The 16820-nt window shown below is 62.9% G+C and carries 12 protein-coding genes; 3 read left to right on the top strand and 9 right to left on the bottom strand.

The features are described from left to right. Nucleotides 1-93 precede the first annotated feature (93 nt). Together uvrC and A3736_RS09205 are read left to right on the top strand one after the other, a co-directional pair. The gene (uvrC, locus tag A3736_RS09210; protein WP_197465565.1) at nucleotides 94-2052 is read left to right on the top strand and encodes an excinuclease ABC subunit UvrC; all 1959 of its coding nucleotides are present in this window, start codon (nucleotides 94-96) and stop codon (nucleotides 2050-2052) included. Between the two features lie 101 nt (nucleotides 2053-2153). After that, nucleotides 2154-4469, top strand: coding sequence for an EAL domain-containing protein (locus tag A3736_RS09205; RefSeq protein WP_067682014.1), 2316 nt, complete (start codon nucleotides 2154-2156; stop codon nucleotides 4467-4469). 188 nt (nucleotides 4470-4657) lie between these two features. Here A3736_RS09205 and A3736_RS09200 read toward each other — a convergent pair whose 3' ends face one another. From A3736_RS09200 to hisG, 9 genes are all read right to left on the bottom strand, one after another. After that, entirely contained in the window at nucleotides 4658-5587 is a 930-nt protein-coding gene (locus tag A3736_RS09200; RefSeq protein WP_067682011.1) for an acyl-CoA thioesterase II, read from the bottom strand. A 32-nt stretch (nucleotides 5588-5619) separates the two neighbouring features. After that, nucleotides 5620-6483, bottom strand: coding sequence for a cupin-like domain-containing protein (locus A3736_RS09195; RefSeq protein WP_082851412.1), 864 nt, complete (start codon nucleotides 6481-6483; stop codon nucleotides 5620-5622). Next, on the bottom strand, nucleotides 6480-7670 hold the full coding sequence (locus tag A3736_RS09190; protein ID WP_156502057.1) for a GNAT family N-acetyltransferase: 1191 nt from the start codon (nucleotides 7668-7670) through the stop codon (nucleotides 6480-6482). Before A3736_RS09190 ends, A3736_RS09195 begins: the two co-directional genes overlap by 4 nt. A 155-nt stretch (nucleotides 7671-7825) precedes the next feature. Next, a complete protein-coding gene (locus A3736_RS09185) occupies nucleotides 7826-9937 on the bottom strand; it encodes a S9 family peptidase (protein WP_082851411.1) in 2112 nt (703 codons plus the stop codon). 201 nt (nucleotides 9938-10138) lie between these two features. Continuing rightward, entirely contained in the window at nucleotides 10139-12292 is a 2154-nt protein-coding gene (locus A3736_RS09180) for a sodium-translocating pyrophosphatase (protein ID WP_067682128.1), read from the bottom strand. Nucleotides 12293-12439: 147 nt separating this feature from the next. After that, a complete protein-coding gene (thiL, locus tag A3736_RS09175) occupies nucleotides 12440-13294 on the bottom strand; it encodes a thiamine-phosphate kinase (protein ID WP_067682125.1) in 855 nt (284 codons plus the stop codon). Then, nucleotides 13291-13743, bottom strand: a complete 453-nt coding sequence (nusB, locus tag A3736_RS09170; protein ID WP_067682007.1) for a transcription antitermination factor NusB — start codon at nucleotides 13741-13743, stop codon at nucleotides 13291-13293. Before nusB ends, thiL begins: the two co-directional genes overlap by 4 nt. Continuing rightward, nucleotides 13740-15029, bottom strand: coding sequence for a histidinol dehydrogenase (hisD, locus tag A3736_RS09165; protein ID WP_197465564.1), 1290 nt, complete (start codon nucleotides 15027-15029; stop codon nucleotides 13740-13742). The genes nusB and hisD overlap by 4 nt, the downstream gene beginning before the upstream one ends. Further along, the gene (gene hisG / locus A3736_RS09160; protein ID WP_067682004.1) at nucleotides 15029-15685 is read right to left on the bottom strand and encodes an ATP phosphoribosyltransferase; all 657 of its coding nucleotides are present in this window, start codon (nucleotides 15683-15685) and stop codon (nucleotides 15029-15031) included. The genes hisD and hisG overlap by 1 nt, the downstream gene beginning before the upstream one ends. Before the next feature lie 42 nt (nucleotides 15686-15727). Between hisG and A3736_RS09155 the strand changes: the two genes are divergently transcribed. Next, nucleotides 15728-16813, top strand: a complete 1086-nt coding sequence (locus A3736_RS09155; protein ID WP_082851410.1) for a DUF2332 domain-containing protein — start codon at nucleotides 15728-15730, stop codon at nucleotides 16811-16813. The last annotated feature ends 7 nt before the right edge of the window (nucleotides 16814-16820 follow it).

The raw sequence follows: 16820 nt of genomic DNA, 5'->3' as shown, positions 1-16820 counted from the left end.
CCGCCGGATGGCGTGAAACAGGGTGTTAGACAAGCGCTCTCGGGCGCGCACAAGAGTTTGAGAAAAACGTGCGCGCGCACTATCTCCCACGTCATGTCGCGAACGAAAGCCGGTTCTCCCCACGATCCCCGAGGCAGCGGGCGTTTCAACGAAGAACGCGCGACCTACACGGTCGCGAGCGCGCAGCCCGATCTGGAGACGGGCGTGGGGGTCATTCGCGACACGGTGAAGACATTGAAACCGCGCCCCGGCGTCTATCGCATGCTCGATACGCGCGGCGATGTCCTGTATGTCGGCAAGGCGCGCAGCCTGAAGGCGCGGGTGGCGAATTACACGCAGGTCAAAGGGCTCTCGAACCGGCTCAAGCGGATGGTCAGCCAGTGCCGCGCGATGGAGATCGTGGTCACCAATTCGGAGGCCGAGGCGCTGCTTCTGGAAGCGCAGTTGATCAAGCGGTATCGCCCGCCCTTCAACGTCCTGCTGCGCGACGACAAGAGCTTCCCCTTCATCCTTCTGCGCGCCGATCACGCCTTTCCGCGCATCCAGAAGCATCGCGGCGCCCGCCGCGCGAAGGGCGATTATTACGGTCCCTTTGCCAGCGCCGGATCGGTCAACAAGACGTTGAATGCGCTGCAGAAGCTGTTTCTGCTGCGCAGTTGTACCGACAGTTTCTTCTCGAACCGCGATCGGCCCTGCCTCCTGTATCAGATCAAGCGCTGCTCCGCGCCCTGCGTAGGGCGGATCGATCAGGAGGGCTATGCCAGCCTGATGCGCGAGGCGAAGGACTTCCTCGGCGGCAAGTCGGGCGCGGTGCAGGCGAGCATCGAGAAACAGATGGCCAAAGCCGCGCAGGACCTGGATTTCGAGACGGCGGCGATCCTGCGCGATCGTTTACGCGCGGCGACCTTCATCCAGGGCAGCCAGGCGATCAATGCGAGCGGCGTGGGCGATGCGGACGTGTTCGCGCTGTCGGCCAAGGGCGGGCAGATGGGGGTCCAGGCTTTCTTCATCCGGGGTGGGCAGAACTGGGGCCATCGGGCGATCTTTCCCAAGAACACCGGCGATGTCGAAGAAGCCGAAGTGCTCGCCGACGTTCTGCTCCAGTTCTACGAGGAAGTGCCGCCGCCGCGCACGATCCTCGCCGATCGGGAATTGCCCGAACAGGATCTGATCGCCGAGGCGCTGGCCGAAAAGGCGGGACACGTTGTCGCCATCTCGATCCCCCAGCGTGGCGATCGGCGCAAGCTGATGCAGCAGGCCACCCGCAATGCGGTCGAGGCGCTGGAGCGGCGGCTGGCGGAAAGCGGGACCAAGGCCAAGATCCTGCGCGAACTCGCCGAATTCCTCGAATTGGACGAAGTGCCGCAGCGCATCGAGGTTTACGACAACAGCCATATCCAGGGATCGAAGGCGGTCGGCGCGATGGTGGTCGCCTCGCCCGAGGGGTTCGAGAAGGGCCAGTACCGCAAATTTAACATCAAGAGCGCGCAGACCAATGACGATTTCGGAATGATGCGCGAAGTGATGGGGCGCCGCTTCCGTAATCTATCCGAACACCCCGAAGGTGAGGAAGGGAAGAAGGGCAGCCACGAAACCGTGTGGCCCGACCTCGTCCTGATCGACGGCGGCAAGGGCCAGATGTCCAGCGTGCGCGATACGCTGGAAGAAATGGGAATCGAACGCGTACCGCTGATCGCCATCGCCAAGGGGCCGCATCACGGGCGCGAAGGGCGGGAGGTCTTCCATTTTCCCGACGGGCGCGAAAAAACCTTACCGGTCAATTCACCATTGCTGTTCTATCTCCAGACCCTTCGCGACGAGGTGCATCGCTACGCCATCGGCGCTCATCGCGCCAAGCGCAGCCGGGCGATCACGGCCAGTCCGCTGGACGAGATTCCCGGTATCGGCCCGGCCCGTAAGCGTGCGCTTTTGCTGCATTTCGGCACTGCCGGGAAAGTCCGGGCCGCTGCGCTCGAAGACCTTCAGCGCGCGCCGGGAATCAGCGAGGGCGTGGCCCGGCAGATCTATGATTTTTACCATGCGGGCGGTTAGGTTTTCTAGCCCGGCAGCGAGGGAAGCCGAATAACATCCGTTATGGCTTAAACGGGTTATTTACGACGTTGGATTAGGGGCAGGGGGACTGGAAAGAACCCTTGAAAACCCGGACCCGTCCTCTTTTTGCCTCCGAAAGGCTCCGCCACGCGGCCATCGCCTTGATATTGGTGCTGGCACTGGCGCCTTTGCGCTTTCTGGCACCGATTGACATCACCATCTGGTCGCTTCAGACCAAGATGTTCGAAAAACCGGTGGCGAGCGACATGGTGTATGTCGATCTTGAACCGCGAGGAGATACCGAACCCGAAATTGCGGCTTCGCTGAACCGCCAGATCCTCGCGACCGTTCGCGCGTTCGAGCGCGCCGATGCTCAGCTTATTGCCGTCAACGTGCCCCTCAGGCGCAGCGATTCGCCGGATGTCGATCGGGCGCTGCGCAATGAGCTGACACGAAACCGCGAACATGTTCTTCTTACTCGGGATCAAGCCGCCGACGGGCTCCTGAACGCTACAGAAACCCGCAACGACGCTTATTTCGCAAACGGACTACCGGTTGCCAGCAACCACCTTACGCGCGATTTCGTCGATGTCGTCTGGTTGATTGAATCTGATGTCGATCAGAACGGGCGACGCTATCCTTCTTTGTGGACGCGACTGACCGAAAACGGAACGTCGTCTCGAAGAATGATCGCTCCCGACTATGCGATCCGTCTAGATGATGTTTCGCGCTTCGATAGCGCGCAGTTGATGGGCGGAAACGCAACGTATCCGCAGATCCCGGCGGGCGCCAAGGTCGTCATCGGCTCGCAGCATGATTTCCGGGCTCCCGGCCCCGGTGTCACGCCTTCGGGTCTGATCCATATTCTGGCCGCCGAGACGTATAATCAGGGAAGCGGCGCGATCATCCGATGGCATGTCCTTGTGATTGCGATCTTTTCCCTGCTGCTTGCGAGCGCTCTCAGCCGTCTTCGTTCGTTTGGTCGCATGCAGGCCTATGTCGGTATCGTACTCATAATCTTGGTCGCCATCGTTGTGGCCGCCAAGTTCGGAGTTCGTGCCGAATTCTCGGATCCCGTCGCCCTTCTGGCGATCTATGGAGGGCTAAGAGCTCTCGCACGGTACAAGCGTCGCCATCTGCTGATCGAGCCGCGCAGCAATTTGCCGAATTTCGTGGCTCTGCATCGGGATTTGGGAGGCGATGCCGTCGCACCGCAACTCGCCATCATCGTGGCCAAGGTGGCACGTCTCGATTCCGTTTTCACAACTCTGAGTCCGAGCGAACAGCAACGCTATCTGCGCCAGATCGCCGATCGTCTGGCATTCGGTCAGAGCGGCAGCACCATCTATTACGATGGCGGTAAGTATTTCGCATTCGGCCTGAAGACCGCGCAATTCGAAGACCTGGAAGCGCATCTGCGCGGGCTGCGAGCGATCGCGACGCAATCGGTCGAGGTCGGTGCAAGATTGTTCGACGTTTCCATGACCCTGGGCGTCGATCAGGATGTCGACCGAACCGTATCGAACCGCCTGAGTTCGGCGATTGCTGGGGCGGATCGGGCACGCGAAGCCTATCGGCCCGTGTTCATGATCAGCGACTTCCAGTCCGATGGTGAGGATTGGGATCATTCCCTCCAGACACGTCTCGAACAGGCGCTGTCGCACGATCGGATCGATATCGCCCTGCAGCCACAATTCGATTTGAAGAGCGGCACTATTGTCGCCGCCGAAGCCCTGGCGCGGTGGTTCGATAACGAACAGGGACAGGTTCCCCCAGAGCGGTTTATCGGCCAGTGCGAGAGGGTCGGTAGATTGGACGAATTGACCGAGCGCATCCTTTCCAAGACGCTCGATGCGGTCGAAGCGATGGCGGTGCATGCGCGCGCGCCTGAGGTTTCGATCAATATCTCTGCCATTCAGCTCGCCGACGAGGCAATCGCCGATCTGATCGAGCGTCAGCTCGTCCCGCGCGCGATCGACCCCAGCGGCATAACGATCGAGCTGACCGAAACTGCCAGGATCGATAATTTCGACGTGGCAAGACGTACGATCGATCGGATCAAGCAACTCGGCCTTCGTTTCTCGATCGACGATTTCGGCATCGAGACTGCCAATCTCGAAACGATTTACGAATTGCCCTTCGATGAAATCAAGATCGACCGGCTTTTCATCGGCAATCTGCGCCAGTCTTCCAAGGCGCGGGCGATCACAGCCAATCTGATTTCTCTGGCACGCGATAGCGGCATGGTCTCGGTCGCGGAGGGAATCGAGGATAACGCGACTCTCGAAGTGCTCAAAAATCTGGGCTGCGATCGTGCCCAGGGCTATTTCCTGTCGCGGCCGATACCACCGCGCGAATTGATCAAGTTACTGAATTCGAAAGGTGAAGGATCTGACGGACGAAGACATCTTGGTTAACGATTGACAAACAAACATGGTTAACGCACTCTTCTGTGGCTTAAACAGAAGGGGCACTATCATGTGGAGCATCTGGAAATGGCTGCTCGGTTGATTTGAATCGCCGACATTCATACACGTGAAAAGGGCTCCCAAATGGGGGCCCTTTTTCATTGAACGCTAGACGCTTGCGGCGGTGACGTTCGCCGCTATCGCTCGCGTTTCCGCACCATTCCTTCCTGCGCGACGCTTGCCACCAGGTCTCCCTCGCGGTTGAAGATTCGCCCCCGGTTGAAGCCACGATTGCCGCCGCTCCAGGGGCTGTCGGTAACGTAAAGCAGCCACTCGTCGGCCCGTGCCGGACGATGGAACCAGATCGCGTGGTCGAGGCTGGCGCCTACCAATTCGCCGCGCATCCAGCTTAGCCCATGCGGAAGGACGCATGTACCCAGTAGCGTAAAATCACTGGCATAGGCGATCACCGCCCGGTGCAGAGCGCGGTTCTCCTCGATCGGGGGCAGAGTGCCCACGGCGCGGAACCAGCTATGGTTCAGGGGCGCGCGCGGCTCGCTGTTCATCCAATGCAGCTTGTCACTGGTCCGCATTTCGATCGGGCGCGGGCGAAGCATCAACGCGCGCTGGCTTTCGCTCATCCGATCGCCCATCTTCTCCAGCATTTCCGCCCGCATCTCGCTATCGGGTCGCAGATCCTCGGGCGCCGGGACGTCGGGCATCGCCGCGTCCTGATGCTCGAGTCCATCCTGCGGACGCTGGAAGCTGGCCGTGAAATTGAGGATCGGTTTGGACGCACCATCGCGCTGCTGGCTGGCGATCACTCTGCGATTGGCGAAGCTGCGACCGGTGAAGTCGGCGGAAACATCGTAGCCAAGCGGACTGCCTTCGATCCCGCCTCGCAGAAAATAGGCATGCAGCGAATGCGCTTCGAACCCGTCAGGCGCACACGCCTGCGCGGCCTGTAATGCCTGTGCGATGACCTGCCCGCCAAAGACCCGCCCCACGCCACCGGGCTGGCACGGTCCGTCGAAATGGTCCGTCTCGCCCGATCGCTCGACAGTGAGGAGACGGACGAGGCTGTCGTTCAGGGCCTGGGGCGAGGAGTCTGGGGCAGGGTCGGTCACCTCTCGCGCCTACGCGCCCCGATTCGCTTCGGTCAACCCGCGCCGAACAGGCTGCGATAGGCGCGATAGGAAAAGGATTTCGCACGGTTCGCATGCGGCCAGCGTTTCGGCGCGCGGAGATTGAAGCCATAGCGCCGCGCGATCCCGTTGAAACAGCGCGCGTCCGATTCACCATAGCTCCATTCCGAACGCCAGGTAACGGAGAGCGAGATGGAGCTTTCCGGACCGTTGCGGACGAAATGCGGCGCCATCACGGGCACGTAGAGCGCTTCGCCGGGCGCCAGCGAAAATTCGGTGCCGCCTTCGAGCAGGTCTTCGGCCCACGGCAATTCGCGCGGACCGCCCAGGTGATAGCTTTCGTGCACGCGGTCCGGGGCGTAGCGCGGATCGCCTGCGGGAAATTGCGTCATGGCCTTGTTACCGGTCAGCTGGAGCAGAATATTGTGCTCCGGATCGAAGTGATAGGGCGTGACCGCGTTCGGACTGGAAATGAAGACGAATGCCTGGGGAGTAAGCAACTCACCGGTTGCCGATTCGATCTGGGGCCGCAACTGCTCCAGCAATTCCATCAGCAGCGATCGGTATTCGGCGACCTGTTCGATATTCTTCAGCACCGCCCAGCTATTGCTTGAGGCGATGCGGCGTATGGTCTCGCCGATCGAAAGTCCTGTCCCGCCCGGCTTCCCATCGATGCCGACCGGAAGATCGCCGCGATTATATTCGATCGACGTTTCGGGAAGGCTTTCCGCGAGCGATGCGAGCCCTTCGAGCGACAGGCGCGCATCGGCGGTCAAGCTGTGCGTCAGCTTGTGCGGCGTTTCCGGATAATTCCTTGCAAAGGTTTCGCGGGCGGAACGCGGAAAGGTCTGGGCGAGCGACATGTCGTGTACGGTCATGGGCGTTTCTCCAGGCGGCGACCCTCGATACCGGTCAGAATGGATCCTGCGATCCTGCGCAGTCGGCCGCCGATCGGGATCGAGACTTTGACGATTTCCCGCCGATCGCGCCAGATGTGATCGATCATGGGATGATCGGGCGCGGCGCAGCTATCGGTCAGCGCGATGTCGTCGCGATCGAGAAGGGCAAGGTTTTCGAGTTGAAGCAAGACGCCGGGCGAAAAGCGAGCGAGGTCTTCGTCATAAGCGGTCTTGAAGCTGAAGGCGTGCGGGGGTGCCAGGAAATTGGCGAGCATCACCACGGGCCGGCCATCGAGATGAAAGGCGAGGCGCTGGAGACGCCCGGCCCCGGCGGCACCGGTCAGGCTGGCGCGGAACATGGCCTCGGTCCGGTGGTCGCTGGCAAGGGCCGATCCTTCATCGCCCTTCCATCCGGCCCGTTCCAGCCGGAGAAATTCGTCGATCCAGCTTTCCAGGCCTTCTGCATCGTCGCGACAACCGAATTGGAGTTCGCCCTCTTCCTCGAGCCGTCGGCGGCGGCGTGCCCAATCCTTGCGACGTTTCTTGCTGGCGGCAGCGACGAGATGCGCTTCGGGAGACGGGCCATGGTGCAGCACCGCTCGTTCTTCGCGATGCACGATGGAAGGAGCACGATTCGTCCGCGCGCAGACCGAATTCAGAGTGGCGAGGGCGGGGCTGGCCGCAGGGCATCCGCCAAGATGCAGAAAGGTCGACAAGCCGCTTTGCGCGTCGGCCCATGCAAGCAGCGCGGTCCAGAATTCGTGTTCGAAACCGACACGGATCAGCGGTTCGCCGCAGAAGCTGTTGGCGTGCTGCCAGCCTGCGAGATGCGGGAGGGGCCGCCCATGATATGTACGTGCAGCGAGGATCGGCAACAGGCCAACGAGCCGACCGCCGCTGACCAGCGTCGCGAGCCTGACACGGCCTTCAGGATCGAACGCGCGCAGGCCGGAAAGGATGAACCAGTCTTCGTTGAACGGGTTGGGAGAGACAGAGGTCCGCCCCAATTCCTTCCATTGTTCGATAAAGGCCTGCCCTTGGCATTCGGGCCAGGGCAGGGCGGAAAAGCCATTATCCAGATGCCCGACCGCGCCGAGCGCCGGTGCACCGCGCCCTTCGCTTCGCCATTTGCCGGCCCCCGGTCGATCGACTTGCGTCATTGCCATCCCATGCTCCCTCCCCGCATGGAAGTTGCAAGGCCCTTAGCAGCCCAAGCGCTTAAACTTGCTTAAGGCTGGAGGCCGAACCCTGCCGAACGAATAAGGGAGCGGCGGACGCTCGGCCCGCCGCTCCCTTACGAAGATAGTTCGAATGGCTCAGTTCAGATCGTGATGTCCAACTCCTTGGCCATCTTGACCGCCGAAGCGTCCAGGGCCGGTTTCGATGCGAAATCGGGATCGGACGAAACATAGGCCGGATTGTGCTTTTCCAGCCAGGCCGCAGCCGCGCCCAGCCATTCGATGCGAGTATAGTCGTAGGGAAGGTTATGCGTGTTCTTCGGCTGTTCGAGATACACGAAATCCTTGCCTTCCTGCTTGCCCGCACTCTTGAGCGCGCTGACGAGCGTGCGAGCCTGTTCGACCGGAACGCGCGCGTCGCGCACGCCATGGACGATCAGGATCGGCGCCCAGTCACCCGATGCGTTTTTCGCGGGGCTGACGGAATCGAGATCTGCCGCACCCTTTGCCAGATAATTCGAGCCGAACTTGCCGAGATATCCAACATCGTAACGCCGCATCAGGCCGAGATCGTAGACGCCAGCGCCGGCGATCGTGCAGTTCCACTTGTCGGGATCGCGCTGGGCCGCACGAGCCGAGGCATAGCCGCCATAGGACCAGCCCATCATGCAGGCGCGGTCCGCGTCCACCACGCCCTGCTGTGCAAGGTGGGTGATCGCGTCGTTGAGATCGTCCTGCATACGCAGGCCGAACCCATCGTCACGGCCCTTCTTGATCCATTCGCTGCCATAGCCGCCCGAGCCACGATAGTTCGGCTGCACCACGACATAGCCCTGTTCCGCCATCGCCTGCGCCCAGGGTTCGAACTCGGCATTGTCGCGAGGGCCGAACGGGCCGCCATGCGTGATCATCACGACCGGCAGGTTCTTCTGGCCCATCCGATGGCGCGGCATGGTCACCGCCGCTTCGATCATTTCGCCGTCGCTCGCCCGATAGCGCACCATTTCCACCGGGTTGAGCTTTGCATCCTTCAGAACGTTGTTCGACCAGCCGATCTGGCGGAAATCGCCCGACTGGATATCGTAATAGTAGAATCCACCGGCCTGATTGGTTTCCGCGACATAGATGACCAGCTTGGTCATGTCTTCGCTGGTCGAAATGATGCGGGCGTTATCCTTGCCAAAGGAATCGTCGAGGATCTGCTCCTGCACGGCCTTCAGCTGCGGGTCGAAATATTTGACGCGGCTGCGATCGGTCACATACGAAACGCTTCCGAGGGCGTTCCCGTCCTTGTTCGCGCTCGTGCCGCCGACATCGTAGCCTTCGACACCGAAGATTTCCTCCACGATTTCCATGGTCTGCATATTGACCTTGTAGACCTTGGTAAAACCGTCGTGATTGCTGGTCGCGATCGCCATGTCCGGTTCGTCGAGGAAGATCGAGGGGCTGATCCCGGCTCCGGTGAAGTCCTCGTCCTTCACCTTCTGGACAGTCTTGAAGTTTCCGCTGCCATCGGAACGGTAAAGCAGCCGGTCCTGTCCGGTATCGCCATCATAGCTCGATCCGCCGCGGATGTTGCCGTCGCCATCAGCGAACCAGCCGTAAACGGCGAGGTTGGGGCGCTGCACGCGCTGGAACTTGCCGGTCGCGACATCGACTTCGACCACTTCGGGGCGATTCCGGTCCGCGCCGCTATCGTAGCTCAGATTCTGTCGTTCGAGCAGGAACTTGCCGGTCGAATGATCGACATGGAGGATGGTGCTGGCATTACCGCCACTGTCCCGCCAGACCAGCGGTTCCATCTTGCCAGTGTTTACGTTGAACGACACGAGGCGCGCCATGTCGCCCCGCTGGCCGCCGAAATTTTCGCGGCTGACCAGCTGGAAGACGATATGATCGTTCCCGATCCAGCGATAGAAGCCCACGGTACGATCCCCGGCTTCCATGAATTCGCCGGACGAAGCGAAGATCTTCGGCGTCGGATTTGCTTCATCCAGATTGAGGACCGCGTAGACTTCCTGACCGTCATTGTTGATGGTCATCGCGAGGCGATTGCCTTCGGGCGAAATGCGAACCTGCTGCGTATTCGGCAGGGTGCCGATCTCCGAAATCGGCATGCGCTTGTGTTCCTGCGCAGCGGCCTGCGCCACCGCCGGTGCCGAATTCGCGATGCCTACAGTACCCAGCGCCCCGATCGCGAGCGCCATGGCGAGGCGGCTAGAACCCCGTCGTGCGGCTTTTCCAAAAATAGTCATATGCGTCCCTCCAGTCGAAATCCGTCTTGTCCAAGGCGCGCCAACAAAGGCGCTGCCACGGGGCGAACTGAAACAAACACAATGTTTTTCTTAAAGGCCCCGCTCCGGAGCGAAATAATACGGATACGAGGACCTCTTGCAAGGAAAAACCCCGCCGGAATCGCTTCCGACGGGGTTCGCTTTCACTGCGAATTGAGACGATCAGCCGGCAGCCAAGGCTGCCAGCAAAAGCAGAGCGACGATATTGGTAATCTTGATCATCGGATTGACCGCCGGACCGGCCGTATCCTTGTAGGGATCGCCGACCGTATCGCCCGTCACCGCGGCCTTGTGGGCTTCGGAGCCCTTGCCGCCGTGATTGCCGTCCTCGATGTATTTCTTGGCGTTGTCCCACGCGCCGCCGCCTGCCGTCATCGACAGCGCGACGAACAGGCCGCCCACGATTACGCCGAGCAGCAGGGCGCCGAGAGCCGCGAAGCCGTTTTCCTGCCCCGCGATCAGTGTGATGACGAAATAGACCACGATCGGCGCCAAAACCGGCAGCATCGAGGGCACGATCATCTCCTTGATCGCGGCCTTCGTCACCAGGTCCACCGTGCGGGCGTAATCGGGCTTGCTGGTGCCCGCCATGATGCCGGAGTCGCCCGCGAACTGTTCGCGCACGTCCTTGACCACATCGCCCGCCGCGCGGCCCACGGCGGTCATCCCCATCGCCCCGAACAGATAGGGCAGTAGCGCGCCGAGCAGCAGCCCGACGATGACGTATGGGTTCTCAAGAGAGAAATCGACGTCCGCATTCGGGAAGAACTCGGCCAAATCGGTGGTGTAGGCGGCGAACAGGACGAGAGCGGCGAGGCCCGCCGATCCGATCGCATACCCCTTGGTCACCGCCTTGGTCGTGTTGCCCACTGCATCGAGCAGGTCGGTCTTTTCACGCACGCTGTCGTCGAGGCCCGCCATTTCGGCGATGCCCCCGGCATTGTCCGTGACCGGCCCGTATGCATCGAGCGCCACGACCATACCTGCCAGCGCCAGCATCGCGGTGGCCGCATAGGCGATGCCCATCAGGCCGGCGAGCTGGAAGGTGGAGATGATTCCCGCCACGATCAGCAGAGTGGGCAGCGCGGTCGATTCCAGGCTGATGGCCAGGCCTTGGATCACATTGGTGCCGTGGCCCGTTTCCGAAGCCTTGGCGATCGATTTCACCGGGCGGTAATTGGTGCCGGTGTAATATTCGGTGATCCAGATGATGAGCCCGGTGATGGCGAGCCCGATGACCGAGCACCAGAACAGCGCCCAGCCGGTCAGCGTCACGACCTGTTCGGTGACTCCCTCTTCGGCCAACGGCGCGCCCGGATCGACTCCGGTTGCCTCCGCCCCGATGACGGCGTCCATCCCGCCCAGTGCGTAATTCATGACCAGCCAGATCAGCGGGATCGAAAGCACGGCGGTGACGGTGAAGCCCTTGTACATCGCGCCCATCACGTTCTGGCTCTTGCCGAGCTTGACGAAATAGGTGCCGATGATGCTGGTGAGGATGCAGGCACCCCCGATGAGCAGCGGCAGGGCCATCATCGGCAGCAGCGCATCGCCCAGCCGCTCGCCGAACAGCAGCGCGGTCAAGACCATGGTGGCGCCCACCGTGACGACGTAGGTTTCGAACAGATCGGCGGCCATGCCTGCGCAATCGCCCACATTGTCGCCGACATTGTCCGCGATGACGGCGGGGTTGCGGGGATCGTCCTCCGGAATACCGGCCTCGACCTTGCCAACGAGGTCGGCGCCGACATCGGCGGCCTTGGTGAAGATTCCGCCGCCGAGGCGCGCGAAGATCGAAATCAGCGAAGCGCCGAAGGCGAGCCCGACCAGCCCGTCGATCACCGCACGGTCGTTCGCGGCGTAGCCCGCCGGACCGACGAGATACCAGAAAAACACCGCGATCGCGAGGAGGGCTAGGCCCGCCACGAGCATGCCGGTGATCGCGCCCGCACGGAAGGCGAGGGTGAGGCCCTGTTGCAGCCCGCTTTGCGCGGCGGCGGCGGTGCGGACGTTGGACCGCACCGAGATGTTCATCCCGATAAAGCCCGCCACGCCCGACAGGATGGCTCCGATGACGAAGCCGACCGCCGGGATCGCGCCCAGAAACACGCCGACGAGAATGGCCACGACCACGCCGACGAAGGCGATCGTGATATATTGCCGCTTCAGATAGGCTTGCGCCCCTTCCTGAATGGCGGCGGCGATTTCCTGCATACGGGCATTGCCCGTACCCGATGCCAGCACCTGTCGGCTGGTGACGAAACCGTACACGACCGCGAGCAGGCCAAGCACGATGGCTATCCAGATGAGTTCCAAGTTCCCCTCCCACATTTGTTTTTATCGTGTCTCCCGGCGAGGGAACGCCGGTGCACATAGGGGAAAGGTATAAGCGGGGAGGATTGCGTGGCAAGGCGCAATCGCGCGGGCTTTTATGCGTCGTCGGGCCCGCGCCGCGCAATTTTCCTAATGGCTGTACCCGAGCCCGTCGGAGCGGGAGAGCGCCTCTCCGTCGAGGATGAGGGCCGGCCCCTCCGCCACGACCGTGCCGATCCGGCTGGCTGCGATCGGAAGCTCGACATCGGCGGGCGCGGTGAACAGCAATTCGTAATCGTCGCCCCAGCGCAGGCACTCGTCGCGGCGCGTCGGATTGGCGACGGGTATTGTTGAGCTGTCGACTTCGATGCGCGTCCCGCTCGCTTCGGCCAGCCGCCAGCAATCGAGCAGCAACCCGTCGGAGACGTCCATCATCGCGGTGACGATCGGCGCGAGAGCGCGCCCTTCGCACAGCCGTGGGCGCGGGCGGCGATAGGCGAGATCGTGCTCTCCTTCGGGTCTCTCGAAGCCGAGCATGGCACACCCGAGGGTGCCGGTGACATAGACCGCATCGCCCACCTGCGCGCCGCGCCGGTCTGGCACCGGGTCCGACGTTGCGCGCCCGATCGCGGTGCAGCCCCACACTCTGCGCCCCTCCGCGCGGACTGTGTCTCCGCCAAGCAGGGGCACGTCGTATTCGGTAAGTATCTGGCTTAGGCCTTCGACGAAACGGTCATCGCCTTCGCCGAGCATGTGGCCGACGAGAACACCCACCGGCTCCGCGCCCTTGGCCGCCAGATCGGACAGATTCACGGCGATAAGCTTCCAGGCGATATCCGCCGGATCTTCGCCTTCGCGAACATGCACACCTTGGACGAGCGTATCGTGCGTGAAGATCAGGCGCTCGCCTCCGACAGCGATGATCGCCGCGTCGTCCCTGAACTCGCGCGCCGCCGGATGGCTGGCGAGCGAGCCGAGCGCGGCGATGAAATCGCCTTCCGTCAGCGCCCGGCATCCTTGGCGACCGCATCCAGCACGCCGTTGACGAATTTCGCCTCGCGATCGTCGAAGAAGGCCTTGGCCACATCGACATATTCGCTGATCGCGGTGGCTTTGCTGATGTCCGGGCGCGCGATCAGTTCGTATGTGCCCGCGCGCAGGATCTGGAGCATGGTCTTGTCGAGCCGGGCGAGCGTCCACCCTTGCGCCAGTCGCGCGGTCAGCTTGTCGTCGATCTCCTCGCGCCGCGCGTCCACGCCGCCGACGATATCGTCGAAAAAGGCGACCTCGGCATCGGCATATTCGTCGCCTTCGATTTCTCGTCCAAGCCGATGCTGATGGAATTCGTCGAGCAGGCGGGGAAGCGGGGTCTTTTCCATGTGGCGCTGATACAGCGCCTGGACGGCGGCAAGGCGCGCGGCGCTGCGGGCCTGAGAGCGGGAGTTGCGGCTCATTTCAGTCTCAATTCGATGGATTTGGCGTGGGCGGGCAGGCCCTCGGCATGGGCGAGCGCGACGGCTGCCGGCCCGATCGCAGCGAGTGCCTCGGGGTTCGCGTCGATGAAGCTGGTGCGCTTCATGAAGTCGAGCACCGACAATCCGCTGGCAAAGCGCGCGCGGCGCCCGGTGGGAAGGACGTGATTTGGCCCGGCAACGTAATCGCCGACGGCTTCTGGCGTGGTCCGCCCCAGGAACACGCTGCCCGCATGGCGCAGCTTCGCGAATAGCGGTTCGGGATCGGCCACGGCGAGCTGAACGTGTTCGGCGGCGAGGCGATCGGCGAGCGGGATCGCATCGTCGAGCGTGTCGACCACCACGATCAACCCGTTCGCCTCCCAACTCGTTCGCGCGGTCTTTGCAGTCGGCAAGCTCATCAATTGCAGGTCCACTGCATCTTCGACCAGTTTCGCGAAGCTGCGGTCGTCGGTGATGAGGATCGACTGGCTGGTGGGATCGTGTTCCGCCTGACTCAAAAGATCGGCGGCGATCCAGTCGGGATCGTTGTCCTTGTCGGCGATGACGAGGATTTCGCTTGGGCCCGCGACCATGTCGATGCCGACCACGCCGTAGAGCTGGCGCTTGGCCTCCGCGACCCAGGCATTGCCGGGTCCGGTCACGACGTCGACGCGGGCGATCCTGTCCGTCCCGTAGGCGAGTGAGGCCACGGCCTGCGCCCCGCCGACCCGCCAAATCTCGTCCACCCCGGCGATATGCGCCGCAGCGAGCACCAGCGGATTGCTTTCGCCCTTGGGCGTGGGCGTCGTCACGACCAGCCGGTCGACGCCCGCGACCTTGGCGGGAATGGCGTTCATCAGCAGCGAGGAGGGATAGGCCGCGCGGCCTCCGGGCACGTAAAGCCCTGCCGCCTCGACTGCGTTCCAGCGCGCGCCGATCCGCATCCCGATATCGTCGGTATAGTCGCGGTTCTGGGGCAGCTGGCCTTCGTGATAGGCGCGGATGCGATCGGCGGCGAGCTGGAGCGCATCGCGCAGGTCGGGGTCCAGCGCGGCGTGGGCCGCGGCGCATTCTTCCGCCGTGATCCGCCAGTCGGAATCCTCGGTCAGGCGATGGTCGTCGAAGCGCATGGTGTATTCCACCAGCGCCTTGTCACCCCGCTCGCGCACTTCGTTGAGGATGCGGCCGACATCGCGCGCCACGTCGGCATCGCTTTCGCGCCGGTCGCGCACCACGCGTTCGAACGCCCGCTCGAAGCCGTCTTCTCCATGGGTCAGGAATTGCATCAGGCGGCTTTCCTTTTCGCGGCATCGGCGCGGAACGCTTCGACCAGCGCGCCGACGCGGCTGTCGGTCTTGAGTGCGGCGCGATTGACAATCAGGCGGGCGGAGATGTCGAGAATGCGGCTGGTCTCGACCAGGCCGTTTTCGCGCAGGGTGGTGCCGGTCGAGACCAGGTCCACGATGCGCCCGGCAAGGCCCAGCTCCGGCGCGATCTCCATGGCTCCGTTCAGCTTGACGCATTCGGCCTGGATACCCTGACGCTCGAAATGGCGGCGGGTGAGGTTGGGGTATTTGGTGGCTACGCGCAGATGGCTCGCGCCCGACACATCGCGCGCGCCATCCTTCGGTTCCGCGACGGCAAGATGGCAATGGCCGAAATCGAGGTCGACCGGAGCGTATAGCTCCGCATAGTCGAACTCCTCGATCACGTCCGATCCCACAATGCCCAATTGCGCCGCGCCATGCGCCACGAAGGTCGCCACGTCGAAGGCGCGCACGCGGATCAGGCGCATGTCCTCCCGCGTGGTCGCGAAGGTAAGCGACCGGTTCGCCTTGTCGTGGAAGGCGTCTTCCGGCACCACGCCTGCGCGCGCCATAACGGGCAGCGCCTCGTCGAGGATGCGCCCTTTGGGCACGGCGAAGGTAAGCTTTTGCGGCATGGTGCGGGCAGATAGGCAGCGGTGGGACAAAGGGCAACACGAATGGCCGACGCGGAATACAAAGTGATGGATCCGCAGGCGCGCGGACCGGAGGCAATCGAGCGCGCCTTCGAAAACCAGGTGGCCTATTGCCGCGACAACGGCGCGCCGATCACTGCCAGCGTCAATCAGGCCTTACGCGAACTGATCGAGACGGATCGCGGCGGCACGGTGATGCTGCGCGTGCGTAAATGGGCCGGGCCGCCGCTTGCCGATGCGCTGCCGCTGCGGCTGGCTGGCGGGCTTCACGCCTTGCACCTTACGGGGGAGGAACCCGCGCTCGCCCCGATTTACGACGGGCTCGGCCCCAACGATGCGACCGCATTGGTTGCCGATGCGATCGAGCGGAACGAGGCCTTCCTGCTGCCATGGCTGGACGGGCCGCCGCAGACGAACGAAGCGGGCCGCAGTTGGGGCTACGCTGCGGCGATGCTGTGGCTCGCCGACAAGGGATTGCCGGCAGATTTCTCCCTGTTCGAGATCGGCTCCAGCGCGGGAATCAATCTGATGATGCGCCGCTATCGTTTCGACCTTGGCGGAGTGACCGTGGGACCGGCGACCTCCGGCATGCAGTTGAAGCCCGAATGGCGCGGCGCGCCCCCTCCCGACGCGCATTTCGACATCGTCGGTTCCAAGGGGTGCGACTTGGCGCCGGTCGATTTGACCGACCCGGACCAGGCCCTGCGTCTCAAGGCCTATATCTGGCCCGAATTCACCACGCGGTTCATGCGGATGGACGCTGCGATCGAGGCGGCCAACCGCTTCCCGCCCGAGATCGCAAGGCAGCGCGGCCGCGACTTCGTCGCGGACATGCTCTCGGGCGAAACGCAGCCCGGTGTCACGCGCGCGCTGGTGCACTCGGTGGTATGGCAATACGTGCCGCAGGAAGAGCGCGAGCGGATCGAAGCGACGATTGTGGAGGCTGGCGCCTCGGCGACCGCAGAGGCTCCGCTGGCATGGATTTCGCTCGAGGCCAATCGCGACACGCACCGCCACGAATTGTGGGTGCGGTATTGGCCGGGTGGCGATGCCTGGGTGAAGCTTGCCACCGCCCATCCGCACGGGGAATGGGTGGAGTGGGTCGCCTAGAGCGCAA

Source organism: Erythrobacter sp. HI0063, from assembly GCF_001635685.1.
In the GTDB taxonomy this organism is placed as follows: Bacteria; Pseudomonadota; Alphaproteobacteria; order Sphingomonadales; family Sphingomonadaceae; genus Qipengyuania.
Note: the sequence above shows the minus strand (reverse complement) of the source record. Positions and strands in the feature narration are given on the sequence as shown.